At 53.8% G+C, this 24,500-nt stretch carries 18 protein-coding genes, 1 pseudogene and 1 riboswitch; of the genes and pseudogenes, 4 read left to right on the top strand and 15 right to left on the bottom strand.

Annotated elements, in window-relative coordinates; genetic code table 11:
* Window positions 1–41 precede the first annotated feature (41 nt).
* The 3 genes from B5G09_RS12155 to B5G09_RS12145 form a co-directional block, all read right to left on the bottom strand.
* On the bottom strand, window positions 42–1,061 hold the full coding sequence (locus B5G09_RS12155; protein ID WP_087405377.1) for a hypothetical protein: 1,020 nt from the start codon (window positions 1,059–1,061) through the stop codon (window positions 42–44).
* Between the two features lie 7 nt (window positions 1,062–1,068).
* The gene (locus B5G09_RS12150; protein ID WP_087405376.1) at window positions 1,069–2,364 is read right to left on the bottom strand and encodes a PDDEXK nuclease domain-containing protein; all 1,296 of its coding nucleotides are present in this window, start codon (window positions 2,362–2,364) and stop codon (window positions 1,069–1,071) included.
* 69 nt (window positions 2,365–2,433) lie between these two features.
* Window positions 2,434–3,717 (bottom strand): site-specific integrase, encoded by a 1,284-nt coding sequence (locus tag B5G09_RS12145; protein WP_087405384.1) that lies wholly within the window; start codon window positions 3,715–3,717, stop codon window positions 2,434–2,436.
* A gap of 421 nt (window positions 3,718–4,138) precedes the next feature.
* Here B5G09_RS12145 and B5G09_RS12140 point away from each other — a divergent pair, with 421 nt between their 5' ends.
* Window positions 4,139–5,467: a phage integrase SAM-like domain-containing protein gene (locus tag B5G09_RS12140; protein WP_087405375.1), complete on the top strand. Its 1,329-nt coding sequence runs from the start codon at window positions 4,139–4,141 to the stop codon at window positions 5,465–5,467.
* Between the two features lie 106 nt (window positions 5,468–5,573).
* On the opposite strand, the gene B5G09_RS12135 is transcribed toward B5G09_RS12140, so the two are convergent.
* The 5 genes from B5G09_RS12135 to B5G09_RS12115 form a co-directional block, all read right to left on the bottom strand.
* Window positions 5,574–6,857 carry a DUF5074 domain-containing protein gene (locus tag B5G09_RS12135; RefSeq protein WP_143256558.1) on the bottom strand — a complete coding sequence of 428 codons (1,284 nt, stop codon included), beginning with the start codon at window positions 6,855–6,857 and terminating at the stop codon, window positions 5,574–5,576.
* Window positions 6,858–6,878: 21 nt separating this feature from the next.
* The gene (locus B5G09_RS12130) at window positions 6,879–8,354 is read right to left on the bottom strand and encodes a DUF5074 domain-containing protein (RefSeq protein WP_087405373.1); all 1,476 of its coding nucleotides are present in this window, start codon (window positions 8,352–8,354) and stop codon (window positions 6,879–6,881) included.
* 24 nt (window positions 8,355–8,378) lie between these two features.
* Window positions 8,379–9,404 carry a PKD domain-containing protein gene (locus B5G09_RS12125; protein WP_087405383.1) on the bottom strand — a complete coding sequence of 342 codons (1,026 nt, stop codon included), beginning with the start codon at window positions 9,402–9,404 and terminating at the stop codon, window positions 8,379–8,381.
* Window positions 9,405–9,425: 21 nt separating this feature from the next.
* Window positions 9,426–10,499, bottom strand: a complete 1,074-nt coding sequence (locus B5G09_RS12120; RefSeq protein ID WP_232009258.1) for a DUF5074 domain-containing protein — start codon at window positions 10,497–10,499, stop codon at window positions 9,426–9,428.
* Window positions 10,500–10,586: 87 nt separating this feature from the next.
* Window positions 10,587–12,593 carry a TonB-dependent receptor gene (locus B5G09_RS12115; protein ID WP_087405372.1) on the bottom strand — a complete coding sequence of 669 codons (2,007 nt, stop codon included), beginning with the start codon at window positions 12,591–12,593 and terminating at the stop codon, window positions 10,587–10,589.
* A 38-nt stretch (window positions 12,594–12,631) separates the two neighbouring features.
* Window positions 12,632–12,830, bottom strand: a riboswitch (cobalamin riboswitch).
* A gap of 277 nt (window positions 12,831–13,107) precedes the next feature.
* On the opposite strand from B5G09_RS12115, the pseudogene B5G09_RS14430 reads away from it, so the two are divergent.
* Window positions 13,108–13,248, top strand: a pseudogene (locus B5G09_RS14430) (AAA family ATPase); the annotation flags it as partial.
* A gap of 406 nt (window positions 13,249–13,654) precedes the next feature.
* Here the strand turns inward: B5G09_RS14430 and B5G09_RS12105 are convergent.
* Window positions 13,655–13,996, bottom strand: coding sequence for a hypothetical protein (locus B5G09_RS12105; RefSeq protein WP_143256557.1), 342 nt, complete (start codon window positions 13,994–13,996; stop codon window positions 13,655–13,657).
* Between the two features lie 370 nt (window positions 13,997–14,366).
* Between B5G09_RS12105 and B5G09_RS12100 the strand changes: the two genes are divergently transcribed.
* On the top strand, window positions 14,367–16,841 hold the full coding sequence (locus B5G09_RS12100; RefSeq protein WP_087405369.1) for a tetratricopeptide repeat protein: 2,475 nt from the start codon (window positions 14,367–14,369) through the stop codon (window positions 16,839–16,841).
* On the opposite strand, the gene B5G09_RS12095 is transcribed toward B5G09_RS12100, so the two are convergent.
* From B5G09_RS12095 to B5G09_RS14560, 6 genes are all read right to left on the bottom strand, one after another.
* The gene (locus B5G09_RS12095; protein WP_087405368.1) at window positions 16,842–17,951 is read right to left on the bottom strand and encodes a carboxypeptidase-like regulatory domain-containing protein; all 1,110 of its coding nucleotides are present in this window, start codon (window positions 17,949–17,951) and stop codon (window positions 16,842–16,844) included. It lies immediately after the preceding gene.
* Window positions 17,944–19,014, bottom strand: coding sequence for a hypothetical protein (locus tag B5G09_RS12090; protein WP_087405367.1), 1,071 nt, complete (start codon window positions 19,012–19,014; stop codon window positions 17,944–17,946). Before B5G09_RS12090 ends, B5G09_RS12095 begins: the two co-directional genes overlap by 8 nt.
* A 1-nt stretch (window position 19,015) precedes the next feature.
* Window positions 19,016–21,037, bottom strand: coding sequence for a hypothetical protein (locus B5G09_RS12085; protein WP_087405366.1), 2,022 nt, complete (start codon window positions 21,035–21,037; stop codon window positions 19,016–19,018).
* A 32-nt stretch (window positions 21,038–21,069) separates the two neighbouring features.
* Entirely contained in the window at window positions 21,070–21,354 is a 285-nt protein-coding gene (locus B5G09_RS12080; protein WP_087311504.1) for a RyR domain-containing protein, read from the bottom strand.
* Between the two features lie 73 nt (window positions 21,355–21,427).
* Entirely contained in the window at window positions 21,428–21,685 is a 258-nt protein-coding gene (locus B5G09_RS12075) for a hypothetical protein (protein WP_087405365.1), read from the bottom strand.
* Window positions 21,686–21,698: 13 nt separating this feature from the next.
* Window positions 21,699–22,640: a hypothetical protein gene (locus B5G09_RS14560; protein WP_343285490.1), complete on the bottom strand. Its 942-nt coding sequence runs from the start codon at window positions 22,638–22,640 to the stop codon at window positions 21,699–21,701.
* Window positions 22,641–23,354: 714 nt separating this feature from the next.
* Between B5G09_RS14560 and B5G09_RS12065 the strand changes: the two genes are divergently transcribed.
* Window positions 23,355–24,467, top strand: coding sequence for a transcriptional regulator (locus tag B5G09_RS12065; RefSeq protein WP_087405364.1), 1,113 nt, complete (start codon window positions 23,355–23,357; stop codon window positions 24,465–24,467).
* The last annotated feature ends 33 nt before the right edge of the window (window positions 24,468–24,500 follow it).

Here is a 24,500-nt window from a genome sequence, read left to right as displayed (position 1 = left end):
TAAAAGTGGAACTTTCGTAAAGAATCAGGATATATCACGGATTATCTGAATATATGTTCCATTTCTTTGGCGAAATTCTGGTTGCTGTCACTGGGGAAATCAGAAACGGGCTCTTTGTACTTGGACTTATAATAACCGTCATCAATATCCAGCAGTTTGAGCATTCCGGCTTTCCATTTGTCCCTGTCCTGTTTGGGGAGCTTTTCGCTCATGAGGAATATCAGGTAACATACACGTATCTTCTCTCTCGGTTTGGTTTTCAGCTTGCAGTTACAGGGTTGCAGGTTCATGTTGGCATAGAAATCCGGTGCGGAAATTTCCTCGAACTGTTCTCCCACACAGACCTCATGAATGAGTGAGAGCAATTTCATGCTGAAGTATTCTTGTTGTTCATCCGTCGTTTCCTGCTGGCTGACGGGTTTGCCCGGCTCGTCCTGTCGTTTCCCGTCAGGAATGTATTTCTTCAATATATCCAGAAAAAGGCAACTTTGGCGGTATATGTCCGCACAACGGTTCTTCATATATTGGAATGCCTCCTTTCTTGTTGCCTTTTGCTGGTCATAGAGTTCATTCAGTTTGGCTCTTTCCTTGTCATATTCAGCCTTGCAGCGTTCATATTCTTTTTCAGCCTGTTTCTCCTCTTCGGCAGTATGTTCCCTGTAACCAATGGAATCATACCTGTTGTTGGCTTCATTCAGCGGTTTGCTTAGGCTCCTTGTTACATCCAGTTGGGCTTCAATTTCAAGGGAATACCTTTCCATATGCTGATGGCAAACACGCTCTACGGCACTGTCACTTATGGGGTGTGTTTCATAAGCCTGTATGCTCTTTTCAATTTCGGTTTTCAAGCTGTTGAGTATCAAGGTGTATTGTTCTTTTTGCCTGTCAAGCACCAGTTCAAGGATGGCTGCTTCAAAAGATTTCATGTCATTGTATTCCTGACAGAAATCAGAAATGAATTTCTGACTGTCAAAAGAGAAAACGTAATTATCTATATAGTCCCTGTATATTCTGTTGAGTTCCCCGTATCGGGGAATCATCGTCTGTATCTTGTCTGCCATAAGTGTCCTACTTTTGTTTGTTCTTTTCATTGTCAAGAAGCATCGTCAGTTCTTCTTCCACCTGTTCTATGCTCGGCAACGCCGATTTCAGGTTCTCCGGCACAGCCTTGCTGAGCTGATAATCGCTGATGCCGATAGGCTGGTCATAGCCTGTCAGTGCATATTGTGCTACAATCTCATCCTTGCCCTTGCATAGCAGCAGCCCGATGGTCTTGTTGTCATTCTCTCCCCTCAGTTTGTCATCCACCACATTGATGTAGAAGTTTAACTGTCCGGCATATTCCGGTTTGAACGGGGTCGCTTTCAGTTCCACGACCACATAGGCATGAAGTTTTATGTTATACAGGATTAAGTCGGCATAGAAATCGCTGTCGCCAATCTGGAAATGCTTCTGTCTTGCGACAAAGGCGAATCCGCTGCCCATTTCCAAAAGATAACGGGTAACATGCTTCACCAACTGTTCTTCTATGTCTCTTTCGTCCGCACGTTCTTTGGCTCCTGCCAAGTCAAAGATATACGGGTCTTTCAACAGGTAGTCGGCAAGGTCGCTTTGAGGTGCAGGAAGCGTAGCGATAAAATTATTGACCTTGTGGCTGTTGATTTGCCTTTCGTACAATTTGCTTTCAATCTGCATTTTAAGGACATTACTGCTCCATCCCATTTCCACAGATTGCTTCATATACCAGTAATCGACACCTAACGGAAGGGAACTGTTCAGCAGAATCACATGGCTTGCCCAATTGATTCTTGCGACAGGTGATGCCAGGAACAGTTTTTCCATGTCCTCAATCGGTACTTGATAAACGGCGGCTACTGTTTGGACTACATCCTGAATTTGTGCAAGAGGTTCTTGCACAATTGCAATTTCCTTATTGTCTGAGGATTGAATTTGCGCAAGAGGCTCTTGCGTAAATGACACATTGTTCAGGCTTTGGATTTCATCCGTGATTTTCTGCACACTTGGAGCAAGTAATTTCGCATCGGTTTCTATGAAACTCCGTAATGCGCCCAATGGATAGGAGCGTGCGAACTGGCACATATAAGCCAAGTTTCTGACCGAATATCCTTTCTTTTCGGGATAATTGAACCGTATCGCCTGCGCCAGTTTCTTGATGACCTTGCCGCCCCAGCCTTGTCGGTTCTGGTGGTACAGGATGTAATTGCCCATCTTCCAATAATGGAACAGCATCTGCGCATTGGCGGCACTGATAAGCCGGACTTGTGCCTGCTCTATCTCTGAACCGATGGCATTGACAAAAGCCTCGAAACTTCTTTTTTCTATATTGTTATCGTTGTTGCTCATTGTTGTATGTATTGAAAGTTACAAAGGTAAGCCCAGTAACAGGCATCCCGTGAAACTTGCTGATTGTTTTTACAGTTGATTGAATTTATTCATTGCATTTGCCTTAATGTCATCTGCGATGTCAATGTAAGGTTTCATGGCTTTATAATCGCTGTGTCCCGTCCATTTCATGACCACTTGTGCCGGGATACCGAGTGCCAAGGCATTACAGATGAATGTCCTTCGTCCGGCGTGAGTGCTTAACAGTGCGTATTTAGGTGTCACTTCATCTATACGCTCATTTCCTTTATAATATGTTTCCCTTACAGGCTCGTTGATTTCGGCAAGCTCGCCCAACTCTTTCAGATAATCATTCATTTTCTGATTGCTGATGACTGGCAGTGCCATGTTGTTCTCAAAGTGAATGTCCTTGTATTTTTCAAGTATGGCTTTGCTGTATTTGTTCAGCTCAATGTTCAGGCTGTCCGCCGTTTTGACGGTAGTAACTTCTATGTGGTCGGATTTGACGTCACTTCGCTTCAAGTTACGGACATCTGAATACCTTAGACTCGTAAAGCAGCAGAACAGAAAAACATCCCTGACACGTTCCAGATATTGTTTGTCTTTGGGTATCTGATAGTCTTTCAGTCTATTCAATTCGTCCCATGTCAGGAAGATTACTTTCTTTGAGGTGGTTTTCAATTTTGGTTTGAATGTATCGTATGCAATGTTTTGATTATATCCTTTCTTGAAACTCCATCGCAGGAACCATTTGAGGAATCCCATCTGTTTGCCGATGGTACTGTTTCTCATGTCTTTCTTGTCACGCAAGAAGTTTACATACTCGTTTAGTCCGAACTCATCGAAATACTCAAAAGTCACATCTTCTTTGAACTCTTTCAGGTGATTTTTTACGGCTGCAAATTTTTCGTATGTGGATTCTGTCCAGTTGTTCTGATTGCCACATTCCTTAACAAACTCATCAAATACCTCCCAAAAACTTATTTTAGTATCTTCCTGTTGCTCCTCGCTGTCATTTTTCATTCGCAGATTGAACGCATCTTTCAACTGTTGGGTGGTCGGCATTGTTTCCTGTACCTCAAATTCTTTGAACACGTTTTGAATTTCTGCATAGTATCTTAGCAAATCAGCATTGATTTCAGATGAGCTTTGCTTCAATTTATTGGTACATCCGTTCTTTACACGCTGCTTGTCAGCGTCCCATTTAGTCACATCAATCCTATATCCAGTTGTAAACTCGATGCGGTGGCTTGCGTATATGACACGCATACGGATGGGAACGTTATCCACGATTGGAACGCCGTTCTTTTTGCGGCTTTCAGGTGCAAAAATGATGTTTCGTTTGATGTTCATGACTGGGTGTATTTGAAATTCTGCACCCAAATATACACCCAAAAATTGAAATAGCGAGTGATATTCGATAATATTTAGATTTAATTATGATTGTAATAATCTGGTTATTAATAGGCATTTGCGATTGTGTGATATTTTGAGATAGTACAGGTTCAAGAGCCTCTCTCTCCGCAAGGCACATATGCTAAAACAATGAAAACCCCTGTAAATCACGCATTTACAGAGGTTTTATTTTGACCGAAATGCAGAAAAAGGCATCGAAAAGCGGGTTACCTGTGGCCTATTCGGTGTACTTTTTTCCGGGCCGAAAAAGTACACCGAATTGCTCGTAACAGATTGGTTTGCACCTGTTTGCAGCGATCTTCCTCTTGACATGAGACACTTGGGAAACTAATTTTGTAACCCTTAATTCGGTGTACTTATGGAAAGGACAACATTCGGACTGTTGTTTTACATTCGGCGGGACAAGACCAACAAAAAAGGCGAAGCTCCCGTGTTTATGCGTCTGACAATCAACGGAGAACGTGCTGACGCCTCGATCAAACGCTTCATCGAGCCGCACGCCTGGAACTCGGCAAAAGGAAAAGCCAACGAAAAAAGCCGCGGCGGAAAGGATTTAAACCTCTATCTGGATGCCATTTCCGCCAACATTTTACAAATCCAAAGAGATTTCGAACTCGATAAGAAGGAGGTGTCCGCCCAAATCATTCTGAATCGCTATTTGGGCAAGGATCAGTCGGATCGTCATACCTTGATGGAAGTTTTCCATGCTCATAATAAAAAGTGCAGAACCCTTATCGGTATTAACTTCGCTCCTGATACCGTTCTTCGATATGAAACTTGCTTACGTCTGACTGAAGAGTTTATGCGCAACACCTATAAGAAAGAGGATTGCTACTTGGATGAGGTTACCAAACAATTTGTTGAGGAATTTGAGTTTTATCTCAAAACAGTCCGCAAATGTTGTCATAATACGACGACAAAATATCTTGCCAATTTCAAGAAGATTGTCAGAATCGCTTTGGCTAATGGTTGGATGAAAAAAGATCCTTTCGCACAAATCCGCTTCCATTTAGATGCAGTTGAGCGGGAATTTCTTGAAAAACAAGAACTGAAAACTCTTTTAAATAAAAATATTTCGATTCCTCGTCTGGCACAAATCCGTGATATTTTTTGTTTTTGTTGCTTGACTGGACTTGCATTCTCAGATGTTAAACAACTTAAATCTGAACACTTGGTAACAGATATTAACGGAATGGTTTGGATTCGCAAAACTCGACAGAAGACCAAAAACATGTGTAATATTCCGCTGCTGGAGATCCCCGCGCGGATTCTGCAGCGCTACCGCGCGGATCCCGAGTGCGTCGCGCACAACGTGCGGCTGCCCGTGTCGAGCAACCAGAAGATGAACTCCTACTTGAAGGAGCTGGCCGACATCTGCGGCATCCGCAAGAATCTCTCAACGCACACCGCCCGCCACACCTATGCAGTCCTGCAGTTGGCGAATGGAACTGATATCTACACCGTAAGCAAAATGCTGGGAAAAGCCAAGCAAACCGTCTATACGCTTTCCCGTTTAGGCGAAATCCCCAGCTGTCGTCAAGGACGCAAAGCCTATTTCTACGAGGACGAATTGCTGGCATGGATCAACAACGGCAAAATCAAGACGGCTCAGGAGATCAAAGAGGATGCGGAACGAGCGATTTATCGGGGAACCCGGCACGGTCGTCAGCATAATACTCTTTCCTGAAAGATTCACCCCCTGCCACATCATGACAGGGGGTGAGATCATTAAAATCCAGTTATTTTGACAGGCTCCTTCTTCAATCGAGTTTGTTGCGAACAACCTCCGGCAATCAATAAAACTGCGATACCGGATAAATTCCGTTGGGATAGCTCGTCTTGCCGGCAATATTTTGTACGAGTTTCGGCTCATCACCGCTGATGTCGTACACCAGGATATTTCCCGGAGAGGGCACATTCTCAGCATACTCCTGTGATACAGCAACGTAGAGATACTGTTTTTCCGGATCGGCCGCCACATTGCAGTTGAGATACCGTGCCGTGGGCTCGTCGGCCGTCGTGTCGATGTATGCCGCCTCCGGTTTCCATGTTTTGATCGAGGTGCGTCCGACGGTCGTCGAACCAGCAGCATGGTAGATATGATCTCCGCACAACGTAATGCCCGGAGAGTCCCTGAACTCGGCTGAGATTTCGGAACCGATAGCCTTCGTCTGGGTGATCGTCCAAGTGTCGAGATCAATAAAGTGCAGAAAATTTGAACCCTCACCCAAGCGTCCGCAGGTCCCTACGATCAATTCATGATCCCCGTTTTTGCAGATTCCACTGATGAAATTGCCTTTCGGCAATTCCAGCTCACGGTTTACCTCATCTTTTCCCTTGACAAACTCCAGAAGTTTCGTCGATGTCCAAAAACCGCTCGCACACGAATAAAGCCTATCTCCGATAACCGCCATACCGCGTGTCGAAACAATCGCTTCGAGGTTATGTACCGAGCTTCCCTGATTGGCAAGAGCATACGATCCCTTGACAATGACGTTCTCCCCGGTTTTACTATTGAAGCGAAACAGCCCTTGCGCATCTGAAAAATAGATGTTTTCCTCATCCATCACTACAATATTTTTCAGCGACATTACCTGCATATATTCAGATTCTCCATTTGTCTCGGGAGGTCGAGGAAATTGAAGCTGGCCGCATGTGAAGACTTTTTCTTTCTTCAAGGTTACGGCATCGGCAATGATCAGTGCGCCGTCTCCGACAGGCAGGTCATCAGGATGAAGCTGATCATCACAAAGAATGTACAGTTTGCCATCGCACATATAAAGATCTGCAGCATCGTTGCCGAGTTCCGTTCCGTTCACGCGTTTGTAAACATCCGCCTCGACCGTTCCGTCGGGAGCGATATAAGTCAGCGATCCGTTCTCGTTAGGACGTGAACCTCCATTCAAAATCAGTACGCCGTCGGGATCGGCATATCCGCCGAGTGTTTCCCCCGGTTCATTACCTCCGCCATTTCCGCCGGAACCTTCCGGGCCATCCTTCCCCGAATCTTCCGAACAGGCTGCCCACAGCATCATGCAGGATATTGCGGGCAACAGACAATAAAATATGCGTTTCATCATCTAAAATATTTTACGGATTTATTTGTCGGCCGGAAAGAATGTTCCGGCCGGGAAGTTAGTATAATCTTCATATGTCTGCACCGGTTCGCCCGAGGAGGGATCGACTACCCAGATGTGGTTCGTCGTGTAAAACGGGCCCACGCCTTTGATGGTATTGACATAGAGGTTGCCTGTCACAGGATGTACAGCCAGACCGTTGTAAAGCTCTTTGGCATCGTCGTCGCCAAATCCCGTGATGTCCGCAAACCACGCCGCACCCGGCTTTTCGACCGTTACCGTACCTCCCTGATCGTCGGGGTCTTCCTGAATCACGGAGAAATCCAGATGGTAGATCGTCGTACCCTCGGCATAGTAGAAATCGTCTCCATGAGTGGCGAATGCTACGCCCGATGCCCCGATATTCGTGAGTCTCGTTTTTCCGACACGACGCTGTTCAAATCCATTGGGATCGGCAGGATCGACTTTCCCGATAGCCAGGTTTCCCGCTCCGAACGAAAAGAGCCAGAGTTTACCGTCGTCGGAACTCCGGATACCGTAGATATTGCTCAGGTCGTACTTCGTGACAAAGGGCAATTCGATTTTGGTGATCCCGTCCTTTTCCGGGCCGATTTCCCACAGATACGTCCCTAACATAACGGCCTCATACGAGTAGATTTTACCGTTCAATACGGCAAACGGAGTTTGTGGGGCGCCATCCGAGCCTTCGATCTTCGTCAGCGTCGGATTTTCCTGGTCGGAAATATCGAGTCGGTAAATACCGACCTTGTCGCGAAGGTAGATATGCTGCTCGTCGAGCACGGCGATATGCGTGGGCCAGTCCAGCGTCGAAAGCTGCTTCCTGCCGAACGAGGCGACCTTTTTCAGCGTCTTGGCATCCATGACGACCAGCATCCCGTCGTTTTCGAATTTCGTGCCGACCGCATTCTCATCGCCGTTCTGGGAAATGACATAGATTTTGCCGTCGTGGAAGGCCATGTCCTGCGCGACATTGCCCAACTCGGAGCCGTTCACCGTCTTGTAAGCGTCGTCGAAAACGTAACCCTCGGGCGAGATCCAGATCAGCGAGCCGTTTTCGGTCGTCATATTGCCCTCGTTGAGCACGAAGGCGCCGTTGGGATCGTCGAAGGCATTGAGGCAATAGAGGTCGACCGTCGCCGAGGCCGTTTCCGTCCCGCCTCCGGTTGCCGTAAGGGTCAGCGTCGCTTTTGTCTGGGCATCTTCCGTTGCCGTAATGTCGATGCTTCGATCGCTTTCGTCGATCGTAACCGTCCATCCCTCGGGAAGCGTCCCCGCCGAAACCGACGAAACGTTGGTCGCCGAGTAGGTCAACGCCAACGACTGCCCGGGGACGACGAATAGCGGCGTATCGGCATCGGTCCGGGGCGTCAGTTCGAATTCAGGGGACGGAATCACCTCCTCCTTGTCATCGCTGCAACTCGTGGCACACAGCACGGAGGTCAGCAGCAATCCCCAAAGTAACAATTTCCGTTTCATTTCTTTTCCAATTTAAATTAAATATCATTTTTTCAAAGCGGAACTTTCGATGCGTATCTCCAACAGGTGCAGATCCTCAACCCCCATGACCTCCGTAGAGTTTTCTCCGAGCCAGCCGTTCTGCTGATTGACGCCCGTGTAAATACGGATGAAATCCGCACCCGGAAGGTCGACCGGATTGCCTTCGGCATCCACGGCCCATCCGATGTCGATGGCCGACGCATCGGCCGTGTTCGTTTCGTTGTCGGCATAACCGTAAGCGAATTTGTAGAGTGCGAAGTTATTTCCTTCGCCGGAGAGGTCGAGTCCGTTCTGAGGCAGCCGGGTTCCCTCGAACGTCAGTTCATTCCCCTCGACCCATTGCGGAAAGTACGGCTGTGCATGGTATCCGTTTTTCGCAATATAGCCGCTGCCGTTTTCGCTGTCCGTCCAACGGATATACTTCTCCGCATCGGCGGGAGTTTCCGTCTCCGGACGGTAATAGGTGATCCGATAGTCCGTAACGGTCCGGATGTCGTTGCCCGCAGCTTGCAGTTCGTCGAACCACGCTTCCCTGCCGCCCGGATGGGCGCTGCCGGCGATTTCATACCATTCGTCGTCATCGGGGCGACCGTTGCCGTTGGCATCGTAGGCCACCTGGATGATCCCCGGCTCGCTGCTGCCGTACTCCGTCTGCCCGCCGGCATTGAATGCGTTCCCCAGCACACGGAAGTCGCACAGCCCCGGTTTGTTTTCGATCGTGTGGTCGAATCCCACGACGACATAGCCGCCGTAACCACCCAGAGAGATCATCGTCCGACGGTTGTCCCTGATGGCTTCGAGTACTTTCCGGTTCATATCCTCCTGCGTGTCGCCCTCCTCGTACTCGGGCATCGTATTGGTGAATTGCCCCACGGCAGGACGATAGTCGAGGACTTTCGTCACATACGGCGAAAACCCGTCTGAAGAGGGCGTATCGGAACCCTCATCGTCGTTACAGGCCGTTACGCCGAAGAGCAACGCCGAGCCGAGCAGTGCCGGACACATGCGTTTCAACAACATTTTTTCCATTGTCTCCATAAAATTCAGGTATCAATAAAATTCGTATTCCGAAAAAACGATATGCGCCGGGATGTCGCCCGTACGGACTTTCCATTGCAGTTTTCCTTCGGGAGAGAAACAGTAGAGGTAACCCGGCGTCACGTAGTCGGTCGCATCGCACACGAATATCTCCTTCGTTTCGGGGTTCACAGCCAGTCCGTAGGGCAGGGCGATCTTCTTTTCGGAGCCGTCGGTGATGAAGTTGCCCGGCCGACGCTCGTCCGCGGCGGTGTCGTATACGGCATACGAGACCTCGTTCTTTCCCGTCGTGTAGTTCCACTCGGTGCTGATCGTGTAGAGCAGGTCGTCGTCCATGCACATCTCGCTGGCCGGGATTCCCAGGTTGCCGACGACCTGCTCCGTCGCCGCATCGATCACGAAGATGTCCGATCCCGTGCCGTAGTAGTCGCCGCGCGAGCTGACGTAGATACGGCCGTAACGATCTTTTTCCATACGGTGCAGGTTGATGGCCACGTCGATCGTATTCACGACCTCGAACGTGCCGAGGTCGACGACCGACACCCTGCGGTCGTAGTTCGGGAACCGGTAGCCGCCCGAATTGGCCACGTAGAGCCGCCCGTTCACGACGACCATCTCTTCGGGTTGGTATCCCACGACCGTCTCGCGGGTGATGCGCAGCGTCCGTGTATCGATCTCCACGACCTTGCCCGGACGGGCGTTGGGGTCGATCTGCACCGGTCCGGCATAGGAACTGACGTAGGCCCTGTCTCCGTCGAAGACGATGTAGCGGCAGTTGGGGATGTCCACACTGCCGATGTGTCGGGCCGTGTAGACGTCCATCACCTCGACCATGTTCGAGCAGTTCACCACGACGTACAGGCGGCCGTCGTGGATGGCGATGTCGTTGCCCACATCGCCCAGCTCCTTCACCACGTCGGGGTTGCGCTCCGGATAGATGTTGCGCAGATAGCCGCCCGTGCGGAAGTCGAAGTGGTCAACGGTGCACTTGTTGCTGCCCATGTTGCCCTCGTTGACGAGGAAGAATCCCTCGATGCGCTCCGGATTTGTCGGCAGCGCGACGAATTCCGCCTCGGAGCGGATCATCGGCAGCTCCTTCCGGCATCCGGCGAGCAGCAGGACGAAGAGTGCGACAGTTATAACGTGATATCGTTTCCGCAGATTCATAATGACTTAAAAGGTATATTGCACGATCAGCCTGAAGTTGATGCCCGGCATCGGGTAGCAGACCACCACTTCGTATTGCTGGTCGAACAGATTGTTCACTTCGAGCGTCGTTTTCAGGTTGCCGCCCCACAGCCGCCAGTTTTTCGCCACCGAGAGGTCGCTCGTGTACCACGGCAGCTGATAGTTGCAGGGGATATTGGCCTGCGACGAATAGCGTTCGCCCGTGTAGATAAAGCTGTAACTCGCCTCCCACGTGCACCATGCGGCATTCAGCACCGCCGAACCGCTGTGCCACGGGATGTAGGGAATCTGCCCGCCGTAGAATTCGCTCCCTGAATCGGTAAAGTCCTGCGCTTGCTGGTAGGTGTAGTTCAGCCGGCCGACCATCGAGAGGGCGCGCCCCGCGGTCCACTCCGTCTGCACGGCAACATCGACGCCTCGGATCTCCACCTTGCCCAGATTGACCATCGTCCAGCGGAAGAAGTTCGACGTAGGCGTGGCCACGATCTTGTTCTCCACCTCGTTGTAGTAGACGTCGGCCTGCATTTCCAGCGCACGCAGCCACGTGCGGGAGAACTCCTTCCGGTAGGTGAAGCCCGCATTGTACTGGGTGGTGAATTCGGGGTCGAGGTTCGCATTGCCCACGAACGTGTAGTAAAGGTCGTTGAGCGTCGGCATACGGAATATGCGCTTATAGAAGGCGCGCAGGTTCAGGTCCGCCCCTCCGAACGGCCGCCACGAGATGATGACCGCCGGAGTGAGTCTCCGTTTGTCGGGAGCCGTCTCGCCTCGGGTGCGGTCGCGAACCAGCGTGCCGAGCAGGCTCGCCTGCACCTCCACGCGGTCGAAGCGGAACGCCGTGGCCGCGGCCGCCAGCATCGTGTGGCGGCGGGGATAGACGAAGTCGCGCAGGTCGGCGTCCAGCAGGTTGAACTGATAGTCGACCGAGAGGTTTGCCTCCCACCACGGGAAGATCGTGAAGCGGTTGGCGGCGGAGAGGTACGCCTCCTGCTGGTAGTAGCGGTTGTTCGTGTACATCAGCGACTCGTCCTTGTTCGGGTCGGCCAGATAGTGCAGGTAGTCGTAAGCGTACTTGGCATTGGCCATCAGGCTGTACCATGAGGTGAAATCCTTTTTGAAGGCTCCTTGCACGAAGAAATTGGTGTCCCACTGGCGGTCTTCGTGCGAAAACTTGTTGCGGACGACAGCACCGGGGTATCCGCGTTCCGAGTTGTAGAAATAGACTTTCGCCCGCCAGTAGCCGCGGTTCATCCGGCCGTAGAGACCACCCTCCGCCCGAACGGCGTTCACGTCGCCGTTGCGCCGCACGGCGGTCGTGTCGTAACCCTCCTGCATACGGTAGGTGAACCTGTAACGGCCCGACGAACGGAGGTATTCCGCACTGAGCGAGCCGTTCACCTGCCCGCCGAGTTTCTGCTCCCAGAGCAACGCCGGATTGACGACGCCGAACGAACCGGTCTTGAACGAAGCTTTCAGACGGTGGGTTTTGCCCGCTTCGAACCGCGGCGTGCGCGATTGCAGGTAGATGGAACCCGAGGAGCCGAAGTCCTTGGCGGGCTGGAACACGGCGCTTTTCTGCCCATTGTAGAGCGTCACCGACTCCATGTTGTCGAGCGAGAAGCGCCCCAAATCGACCGTGCCGTTCTGAGCGTTGCCCAGTTCGATACCGTCGTAGAAGACCCCGACGTGGTTGGTGCCCATGCTGCGGATGTTCACCGTTTTCAAACCGCCGACACCTCCGTAGTCCTTGATCTGGATGCCCGAGAAGTAACGCAGCGCGTCGGCTACGTTGTGCGAATTGAGCCGCTGGAGGCGTTCGCCCGAGAGCTCCTGCACGGGAATCACTTCCCTGCGGATAACATGACCCGTCACAACGACTTCCTGTACATGTTGAAGGCTATCCAAACGCCCTTGCGCATGTACGCCGCCCGGAATACCTCCCCCTGCAAAAATCAGGAAGGATAACAAGAATCTAAAATACCTGCCAAACATTTATATCACATATCCAACCGACCGATCCACGAGTACGGTTAAATCCATAAAACATTGGCAGGTCTTCTGACTGACTCCTCATCCGAACCCTTCCCGGTAAAAAACCAGTGGTACAGATTTTTCGGATGATTGAAGGAGCTTCACAGCAGCGGGTCTGTCCGGGATTCCCACCCGGTTCCCTTTTAATCCGATGACTCGGAAAGAGCCATATCCGGCACCAATCGGCTGCAAAGATAATATTTTTTTCAGCATTCAAAATTTCTGCAACCGCGAATTTTATGCAAGTTTCCAATTATCACAACCCGTAAATATCCGATATCTCATTTCAATACAGATATTTATCCATCGCAATCCATATCCCGTATTCAGCTTTGTAACCTTCCGCCATCATAGGCTCCGACACACGGAAGAAGCGCAATTCGCCCGGAGTGTAATTCATCAAAAACAGGAATTAAATAGGCTCAAAAAAGCGAAATTAATTTGTCGTTACACTGTAGAAAAAGAGAAACTGATTATGAAATACCGGAAGAGAATAGCGGATGAGCAGCTGAAACTGCGTTTAGAGGCATTTGGGACAGTCCAGATAAAAGGTCCTAAATGGTGCGGGAAAACAACCACTGCAGAGATGCAGGCCCGGAGTGTAATCAAGTTACAAGTTTACCGGGACAAATCTTATATGAATTGTTCCGGTTTTGTGTGGCAACAAATCTCAAAAACGGGTCTTCGCAGAGCTAATTTCGAATGAAACCGGCGAAAATCCACCGGCTGTCGGAAATTCGGTGTTGGCACATGGGGCACCCTGTAAAAAGCGACGACTTCGGAGGAGTTTTCAACCGATTTTCGGTGGTTGAGGATGCAAAATCTCGGTCATTCAGAACCGGGCTTAGTCCCGTTTTTCTCGTGGAAAGTCCGGCTCAAACGACGGTTTATTGCGGGAAACAGCGCACCGGTTTGTGGCCCAGTTCCAGCCCGCGGAAGACGTCGAGCGAGCTGGGACGGCCGTCTGTGCGAAGGGCATAGACGCTCTCCTCGGCCATCGTGGCGATGGTGTAGTTGCGGGTTTAGGCCGTTTGCCAACCCGTTCGGCGGGCGTTGCGGACGGCAAAGATCAGGATGCGCTGCTCGGCCAGGGCCTCTTCGATGACGGGCGGATAGCGGCGGTAGGGGGTACGCCCCAGGGCCCAGATCACCGGGTGACGGGCTTGCAGCAGGAGTTCAAAGACGGATTTTTCGAGCGGGGACTGGAAGCCGCTGATTACGACGCAGTCGGTAGCGCAACACGCCTCGGCCCAGCGAAGGGCCTGCTCCTCGACGGCCGGTGAGACGACGCGCGAGGCGAAGAAGGCGACCTTCCGGCGGTCGAGCAAGGTAGGGTTTCCGGTGTAATCGCAATCGAAAGCCATAAAAAAACGTGGGTTGCCGCATTGACTTACCTCACGCTCAGGCCTTCGCTGCCCCACATTGAAACAAGTAACACAGACAGCCCACGCGAAACGTGTATCATGCACATAACAAGCCAAAGGCTTGCGGGCACAATACATGCGTCCACGAGGCGTCCAGCTACATTTCTTTCAATGTGTCAAGTTTGCGAAGTTTGAGCGTGAAAGAAAACGTAACGAAACGTTCGTATAAAATGTCCGGCTCCGCGGATCGGCACGGAACCGTCTACAAATGTAGAAAAATATTTTGAACCGGGCTCAACCCGACGCCTTAAAATCAACGGTTCTGAAAAGGAATCGTTATCTTTGTAGAACAACCCAAACGATTCCCTCCATGAAGCATCTCGTCATCCTCGGCCTCTCGTGTCTGCTTTTCACCGGAACAATCCGGGCGCAGGTGGTCCAAAAGGGCAATGTCCGCATCTACAACTCCCACAAGACGCCGCTGGCCGGCGTGCAGCTGCTGGCGGCGGGCGCCCCCGCGACGGACTCCGACGGAGAGGGACATTTCTGTCTGGATTTCATCCACGCCCAACCGGGCACGGCGATCAGCTCCCCGTTCGTATACAAAAAGGGGTACGAGCTCGTGAACGAAGAGCTCCTCAACGGTTGGATTCTGACGGAGAAGCGCCCGATGGAGATCGTCATGGCCCCCGAGGGAACCATCGAGGAGCAGAAAAACCGCTACTACGCCATTGCCGTCGAGCATTTCACCAGACTCCGCAACCAGACCATCGACAGCATCAACCGGCTCTATACCCACCGGGAGATGAGCCAGGAGGAACGGGCGCAACGGTTGCGAAAACTGGCCGAGGAGAACCGGGCCTATCTGAAAACGCTGGACGAATATGCCGGAAAGTTTGCCCGCATCAATCCCGACGATATCGACGAGATGGAGAGGCAGGTGCTGGAACTGGTCGACAGCGGACGTCTGGATGAGGCCATCGAGCTGTACCGCAACTCCGGACTGATTGAACAGGCCGGCCAAAAACTACAGCAGCGTGCCGAGGCCGACGAGGACATAACGGCTCTCGTCGAACGGATGTACCGCTACGCCGATCTGTGCACCCTGACCGGCGGAGCGGAAAACGAACGGAAATCGTACGACGTCTACCAATGGATCGCCCGAATCCTGCCCGACCGGTTCCCCTATGTGCTGAACTACACCCTGCGCAAGATCAACCGTTTCGAGGAGGATCTGGACGAGTGGATCGACCGCTGTCAGCAGCTGGCATACGACGAGAAGTCGCTGCTGCTGGTTCTCTCCCTCCGGATGACGGTGACGCGCAACCTCCGGCACGACTACACCCAGGCGCTGGAGTACGGCATTCAGGCGCTGCAGATCCTGCAGCAGGCCCACCGTGCGATGCCGTCGGGCGATTATCTGGCCATCTACCACCAGACCTCGTTCAATCTGGCGCAAACATACGAGGCCATGCACCAGTGGGACGATGCCGAGGAGATCTATCTGGATGAGATCCGCGAGTTGCAGGATGAGATTGCGCAATCCGACAATCCGGTCTTCGTCCGAGTTCAGAAAGGCACGCTGGTCAACACCTACACGGCCCTGATGGATCTGTATGCGGACAGGGAGGAGGTCCAAAAGGCGGAACAGATCTTTGCGGAGGTTCGGGACTTTATCGCGCAACACATGCCGGATGACGAGCAGACGGCGCTGGCGTTGAATCAGGAGCATCTGGACATGATGCTGAAGCTGGCCATGAAGGCCGGAGACCAGCAAAAGGCCTATGCCGTCGCCAAGCAGGCGTGGGTGAATGCGGAGGAGAGGTTCCGGAAAAATCCCTACGCCACGGCTGCCGAATATCTGGGGCGGTACAAGATCTATCTCACCCTGTGCATCACGGCCGACAACGACGCCTTCCTGGAAGAGGCGGCCCGTTTCCGGGATCGAATCGAGCAGGAGTTTGCCGGGTTGTCGACCGAACCGCGAATCCAGGCGCTGGTCGATCTGGAGACCATCTACGCCACCTTCTACGCGCAGAAAGGGAATCTCGCCGAGGCCCGGCCGCACATCCTGAAGGCCAACGATTATGCCGAAGAGCTGAATCGGATCAACGCCTCGGGGAATGCCGAGACCATTCTTCTGGTGCGTGCCAAATACATCGACGATCTGCTGACGTTGTCCAAAACGCAGGAGGCGGCCCAGGCCGCACTCGATCTGGAAACGCTCTATGCCATGCAGGCGCTCTGGGGGTACGAATCGCTGGCCGTAGAGAACAGCATCGGCACCGCGCTGATCACCGGCGGCCTCTCCGATCTGGGGTTGAAATATCTGGAGCACGTGAAGGAGGCCCGCGAGGCCGAGCTGAAACGGCACCCCGACAACTCGGAACTGAAATCCAGCCTGAGCACGACCTACAACAACCTCGCTTTGGGATACGGCAAGCTGAAAAAATATCCGCAGGCCCTCCGCGAACAGAAGAAGGCCTACGAACTGATGAAGGCGCTCTACCCGCTCAACAAGGTGTCCATGGGCACCAACTACATGCTCATGACCATGAATACCAGCATCTGCTACTACCGGACCGGCGACAACGAGCAGGCGCTCGGATATGCCACGGAGGCGCTGGCCGTCGCCGAGGAGATGAAGCGCCTCAACCCCCTCTTCGTCACCTATCCCATCCTGATCAAACTGGCCAAGGGAGAGCTGCTGAACAAGCTCTCGCTGCCGGGAGGCCGGGAGATGCAGGCCGAGGGGCTGAATTACCGGCCGGGGAGCCTGCCCAACGACACGCTCCTGCGGTTCAGCATCGAGGAGTACCACCGGAACGGCTATTACAACCAATAATCAGCGGCGGTGCAAAATAATCTTCCAGGGGACCTTGTCGGATACGGGACCGGTAAAGTCCCATAACTCGTACCCCTCCTTGAAGGCCTGTACGCGTTGCTGGGGACGCTGCCGGTCGGAGGGGATCCGCAGGCGGAAGTTTCCCGTTTCGTCCGAAACCGTCTGCAAGTCGAATACCTGCAGGGTGACCCCCGCCAACGGACGGTTGTTCTCGTCCTTGACCGTTCCATAGAGCAACGAAAGGCTTGCGTCGCGACGGATGGGGATCACCAGTCGCTTCTCCAGATCGAGCAGCGTGTCGACCGGTTCGTAACCCCGGGAGGAGACCGCAATCTGCACCGGCCGACCGACATGCCGCGCATGGATCTCCTTGAAGATGACCTCGTCCGTCAACCGCTCCAAATGTTTCGTCTCGCTTTTATCCGCGTAGATCAGCGTGATGTCGGCTCCCTGAAACGGCAGCTGCGACGGCGTTCGGTCATCCAGGCAGATCGTCACGGTGACGGGGACGAAGCAGAGCCCGACCATGATGACCAGAAAGGCAACAACGGCCGGAGCCAGTACATGGGAGAAGGCGAATTTCAGCCGTTCGGCCATCCTCTCCCGCTTGCGGGGAGCCCGGATGAAGCCCTCCTCCTCGAGCATCTTCAGCTGCCGGTCAAACTTCACATGCCAGTCGTCATAGGTGGCATATACGTCACAAAAGTGGCCCAGCCGCTTTTCGCAGTACTCTTTGAAGTCCCGCAGGGCGTCATCCTCAATTCCCTCCTCCTTGAAATAGACAAAGATCCGGGGGCGCCGCCCGTTCTGACGGAAAGCCGCCGAGGCAACCTCCAGCTCCTCGCGCGTATAGCGCCCCAGCCGCGTATGGAAGAGAAAGATCACCAGATCGCACTCGCGGATGAAATCATTGTAACGATCCTGCAACCGTCCCTCATTCAGCGAACTGCTGAAATCCTTCCAGGTCCGGTGGTCGAATACGATCCGCTCCTCACGATACAGTTTGTTCTTGTCGGAGAAGTACAGATCGAACATCTCCTTGTCCTGATCCAGCTCCGCCGACGAGGCGATGAAAACCCGAATCTCGTTATAGTCTCCTTTCTTAATCATGGGTCCAACTGTTTTCCTTTATTTTCGCCCAGTTCATCCGGGCATTTATGCGGTCCTGCAGCAGATCGACTTTCCGCCCGAGGCTCTTCGACAACGTCGCTCCTTCCAGCAAACGGTGCAGACTGGCCTCAATGCATTCGATTTCGGCCACCGTCTGCGCCTCCCGCACCAACACGCGATACTCATCCAGGGCAGCGCTCCGCTCCCCGACCGCAAATCTCCACTCGACAACTTCCAGTTTCAGAGCGACCTCCGCAGCCGCAGCACCGATCAGACGCCCCACGGAATCACATCCTTCGACATCACCGAGCCGCCGCATGATCCGGAAGCTGTTCATCAGCGAGGGGACCAGAAGCCGCAGATCCTCATCGGCCACATTGCGGCCTGCCACCCGCCGGGCCAACACCGAATCGGTGCGCATCTGCTCGTAGAGCCCGATCGCACCCTCCACGTCTCCACGGTCGAGCAACGCCAGCGCCTGTCTCTCCCCGGCATCCAGTTCGTCCCGATTGATACGCGCGAACAGCGCGGCATAGCCGTCCACCTGCTGCCTCAATCGGGCATGAACACGGGTGAGCGAGTCGAGTTCCCGGGCATACTGCGCTTCGGCAATCCGCTGGATCCGGCGGCGGGTCTCCAGCTCGGTCACCGATCGCCGATAGGCCTGCTCCACGGCAGACATACCAATCCGATAATAGCGTTTTCGGAGGGAATCAATGACCTCCGTACGCCCCAAGACCACTTCCAGGACCGCATCGGCGGACAAATTCCACTGCTCCACCTTTTCCCGGTTCACCAGCTCGAACCCCTGTTTATAGATCCGGTCCAGAAAGAGCGGATCACCAGGCAGAGAGGCGGGAAAATTCAGTTCGAACACACCCTTCATATCGCTGTCGGAGGGGGCGGCACCGACCGCCCTCACCTCGACGCCCGAAACGGGCCGCCGCCCGCTGCTCATCTCCAAAACGACGCCCCGCTGCACGATCTGGGCCGCCGCCGGAACAAGGGAGCAGCCCCCTGTCGCAACTCCCACGGCAATCAGTATTTTGATCCATCCACCCATCTTACGCCTCCATGATAAACAGCAGATACTTCGCCAGATAGCGATCCTGATCCCGGGTCTCGTCGTCCAGTTCGCCGTAGGGTCGGATGTCGGGATGGACGAAAAGCCGGTTCTTGTACGCAGCGCAAACCGTCTTGTCCCGGCAGAGGATCTCCTCTTCGCACGTCGGCCTGCGGTATCCCAGCAGGAGTTTCTCCATGTTCCAGCGGTTGTGCTCCACCTCGGCCAACAGTTCGATCTGCTCCTCCGTCAGCCGCACCTCGGGCCCGGCTGTCAGGCACAGCGACCGCAACTTGAGGTCGGCCGAATCGGCACAATAGAAGTTCGACCATTGACGAGCCACAGACAGCTGATCCCAGGCCTTCTGCAACACGGCCTCCGAAGGGTATTCCGAGGGGCCGGCATGGTGTCGGCAGCGGAAATCATAGATATAGTTGACCAACTGCGCACGACGGGTGTTGCGCCGGTCCAGATCGAACGGATGGGCCAGCATGCCGAACGGAAAGACGTGCGAATAGCGGTTCAGCGGCTCCCTCTTGAGGCGGTTGTTAAGCAGGTCGAGCAGCGCGCTCGAGGTCTCCTGCCGCACGAAAACCGGAATATCCCGCGCATAAATCTCGTCAGGCAGGTAGAGTCCCAGCGCCATGCTCCGGGGCGGGAAGTTCAAACAAACGGCAATCGACAGTTGTTGTCCGGGATCCACGGCCCACTCCGCCAGCAGTCGCTGCACGGCCGGCGTCTCGGCGCGTCCCTTGATAAATTCGAACTCCACGTCGAGGAAATCCACCCCTGTCCCGTAGGCACGGTTCGGCGGCAGAACACGGCTTGCAGCCGGATGCTCCATATCGCGGTAGCGGCTCGGCGCCAGATCGAAATAGTGGCGGTAACGTCCGCGGAAGAAGTTCATCTCCTCGTCGGCCGCGGCGTCGATGAAGGTGATCCGGCTCTTCAGCCGCGGGTCGCGGCAGAAGTTCGGGAAGTGGAGCAGCTGCGCCGCCTCGACGCCCAGAGCTACCCCCATCCGGCTCATGCCGATGATCACGAAGTGAACCGTCCGGTCGCTCTCCCGCGTGATCGGCTCACGATCCAAAGCCGGATATTCGACCCGTGCATCTCCCTCGCCATAGCTCCGCCGGACCAGCAGTTTCTTGGCCCACTCCTCGTAGAAGTTGAAGGGATGGAAGTCGATCTGCTGGCGCCACTCTTCGGCCAGATCCGAGATCTGGAACGCCGCATAGGTGGTCTGGTACTCGAACAGCACCGAGACCGGAATACGCGGGCAGTCCGGCGTCCGGCGGTGGATCGCCACGATCTTCTGCAGCGAATCGATATTGAGCGAATCGTGGTCGTATTCATCCGCCTCACCGATCAGAAAGAGCTCGCGGGCCCGGGTCGTGCAGAGTTTTTCCAGCTCCTCGGTCGAGTTGCGCTGGGCGTGCAGCACCAGAATGCGCCGCTCCTGCCGGGCATCGAGCACCGTATGGATCCGGTTGCGCACCTCGGCGGCGGGCCGCACGCTCTGGATCAGGATATAGCAATCCCCGTAGCGAGGATCCGAGCAGATCTGATGCACCAGCATCGGCACCATCTCCTCAAAACCGATCACCACGACATGGTTTTCGAGCGGATAGGCAATCTCGCCCTCGCGGTAGCGTTCGACCCGTCGCTCCAACATGTTCGACACCACCGAGATCAGCAGGCCGCTGAAGAGCAGCAGCCCCAGAATGGCAACCCCCAACGCAAACCAGCGCAATTCGGGCTGAACGTTGGCCACGCTGCCCGGGTCGATAAACAGGCAGATCAACTGCAGCAGGCGGCCCATCGGCGCCTCTTCCCCATCCGTACGCAGCGGCTCGGAAGCGAAGGCGCCCGACGGTTCCGGGAAGGCAAAAAACCAGCTGACCAGATAGATCCCCCCGAAAAAGAGCAGCAGAATGCCGACCAGCCAGGCAAACTGCGTCCGTCCGCGCCCCGAGAAGGCCCGGTCGAAACACAACGTAAAGAGACGTCTGAGAGAGTTCATGAGGCGGTTGTTTGAATCCCGGCCGGAGACAGTTAGCGTTGAATCCGGAAGCCGAGGCGGAGAATCAGTTTAAGGGTCTGCAGGGCCGTCTGACGGTCGTATTCGCGTTCGGACTCCGGCAACTGCTCGTAGGGGACCAGACAGGGATGGGTTTTGAGTTGATCGTCACGTCGTTCGCCGTATCGCCAACCCTCCGCAATACGGCCCTGCGCCCAGACTTCGTGCACGTTGCGGGCCAATTGCTCGGTCAGTTCATCGAGTGACTCGGGGAGTTGAATCTCCCGCGTGTCGAGCGGGGTCGGGGTATAGGTTTTCATGGGTAGCGTTGCCAGTGGATTTTGCCCATGCAAGTTACAAAATTTATTCGACACTGAAACGATCAAATCCGTTTTACTCACGGATCCGGTTCTCTCCGCACCCGAATTGCGGGCCGCGACGGCTGCCGTCGGCATCCTTCCCTGAGAGTTCGCAGAACGAGCCCCACGTTCCGACGTCGTTCCAGCCGAAATCCGAACTCCGCACAAAGACGTTGTCAGCCCGTTCCAACACCCCGCAGTCGATCGAAATCGGCGGGCTGCGGGCGAAGATCTCCTCCACGGCCCGCCGTTCGGCGGGCGTGATGACACAGTAGCGATTGCTGGCTGCCATAGGTCCTGTCGGCTTATCGCTCGGCCCGCATCGGGTTCTCCAGGAAGTCCTTGCAGGCAAGGCGGATACCGTCCTCGAGTTCGGTCTTGTAGGTCCAGCCCAGCACCTTGGCCTTCGAGACGTCAAGCAGCTTGCGCGGCGTGCCGTTCGGCATCGAAGGATCCCAGCGGATCTCGCCCGTATAGCCGGCCACCTTGGCAACCAGCTCGGTCAGCGCCTTGATCGTCAGTTCCTTGCCCGTTCCGGCATTCACCGTCTCGTTGCCCGAGCAGTTGTTCATCAGGAAGACGCACAGGTTGGCCAGAATGCTCAACGCCAGCACAATATACAGTTGAACATCAATTGAGCAACCGACCATGCAGCTGATCCACCAGCACAGCACCACAAAGAAATTCAAGCTCAGAATCGCAAGGGTAGTCGCGGCATGCGAGCATCCCAGGCGGATGAACAGGTGGTGCAGGTGCGTCTTGTCCGGGTGGAACGGAGACTTACGTTTCAGGATGCGTGTCGTCATCACGCGGAATGTATCGAAGACCGGGACGGACAGGACCGCCAGCGCAATCACCTCATATTGCCCGGGTTCGACACAGAGCAGCGGCACATACATGCAGTTCTCCACACAAACCATCACCTCCTTGCGGCCCCCTCCGGGCTGAATGATGACGCTGGCCTCAACCCCCTTGAACGGCCCCCGGTAATGCGGATCCGGTCGCCCTTCATCAGTCGTTCGGGACCAGGCGTGTAGACCCGGCAGCACGTCGGAATAGGAGGCGGTCGCCCACTTCAGGTTCTCCATCGCCTCGTCCGAAAGGTAGGGATAGCAGGCATCGTCCTTCTCGCGGACACGGGGCAGGAAGTTATACTGAGGCAAAAAACGTTTCATCCGGCAGATCTCCGCCTCCGAGGCGTGGATGAAGACGTAGTTGCAGAGCAGCGGATGGTTCGTGCAGACCAACTCCCCGTGTTGTTTCCGAACCCCGACATACGAAGGGGCAAAGTATTCGAAAACAGACTCACCGCTCCGTGACCGAATCTGTCCAGCTCCAACCGATTTTGTTCGGACTTGCCATGATTTGCAGCCGGAAGTGAAAATGCCCGGAGATTCATCACAGAATCCAGTCGATCGGCCAAACTCCCCCCCCCCAAAAAAAATCTCACGTCTCTATTTAAGAAACCATACTGGACCTAAATTGTTTAACAGTCAAAAGCATACGGATATTGGCCGTTTTACCATCCATTCAGGAGGCGCATTTTGTGTAGAATCATGGCACAATCAACCTCTGGCATATCTGGAATGCGGTTCATGAAACCATTGGCAGAACCTGGCGCGAAGTGATAGTTTTAAAGTTCGGAGTATGAACTAAATAAAGACCTCACAAAATGATGTTCCAAGGATGAGAAATATGCTGATTTTTTTGTTCTGAGTCCCATTTTTTTTACCTTTGTGGCAGTGATGTGGATTTCTTAAATAGAGACCTTACTTCCGCATAAACGGGAGGTAATTCTATTACGGGAAAGCAAAAGAAGTGCGGGATTATGTGCGGTTGAAACACACGTGCGAAACTGTATGAAATTTTCAAGCATCACTCAAAAGAAATTCGCAATTTATTATTTGTCAGGCTATTACATTTAACCTGACGAGGTCGCGGAGCGCAATATCCCGAAAAGAATGACAAAATCCGTGTCGTCCGCACTCACCCGAACCGCCGATACATCCGAATCCGCCGCGACCCCGGTTTCCGAGGTCCAGAACCGCCATATCGTGCGCTGGTACGTGCTGGTCTACCCGACCAGCAGCCGGGCCATGACCGAAGGACTGGATCGCGAACTGACCCGCAGGCGGTGCGACAACGAGCCTCTGTTCGAGTATTTTGCACCGGTTCTTGTCGAGGCCAGAAAGATGAACGGGCGGCTGGTGACAACCCGACGTTCGCTGTTGTACAACTACCTGTTCATACACGCCTCCGAGTGCGAGATTTACCGCATCAAGCAGCGTCTCCCGCAATACAACTTTCTCCCGAGGGTCCGCGATGGCAAGGATTCGTACCATTATCCCTATCTGACCGATCAGGCCATGCGCGACCTGCGATGGATTGCCCGCTCGTATGCCGAACCCGTACCGGTCTGTGCGGCCGATCCCGTCTGGCTGGTCAAGGGTGACCGGATCCGTATCACCGAAGGACGTTTTGCAGGAATCGAGGCCCGGGTCGTCACAACAGCCCCCTCACGCCACAAGGAGATTCTGGTCACGATCGACAACTGGATGTGCGTCCCGCTGCTGAAGGTCCAGCCCGGGGAGTATGAGGTGATTGAACTGAATGCCGAGACCTCGAGTTATTACTCCCGACTGAACAACGGCAAACTGTTCGACCGGATTCATGACGCGCTGTGCAGGTATTTAGCCGGGGGGGGGTCTGCGGAAGATCGGGCTATCGCCACCGAGGTATTGCAGGAATACGGTAGCCTGACACTCGACTCCGACATCATGCGCAGCAAGCTCTATGTCCTGCTGCTGCAGGCCTACACAATTCTCGCGGAAGAATCGAAGCGCAACGATCTGCTTCAAACCATCCAGGAGATGCTCCCGGCCATACAGGCCGAACAATCTCGGGCCCTTTTGTATGTTACGCTGTATGGCTGTACGGACAACAGCCTGTACTACGACTGGGCGCATAAATTGGTGGATCCGTGGATAAAGGAACCGACTCCCAAAAAGAATAAAGCCATGCTGATTCGTTACCTGGCTGATTTCGACCGGCTGTTTAAGCACGACAAAGCGTAAAAATTCACCATAAAAAAAGCTCAAAAATTACTT

It is taken from the genome of Alistipes sp. An54 (assembly GCF_002159375.1).
In the GTDB taxonomy this organism is placed as follows: Bacteria; Bacteroidota; Bacteroidia; order Bacteroidales; family Rikenellaceae; genus Alistipes; species Alistipes megaguti.
This window is presented reverse-complemented; position numbering and strand designations above follow the sequence as displayed.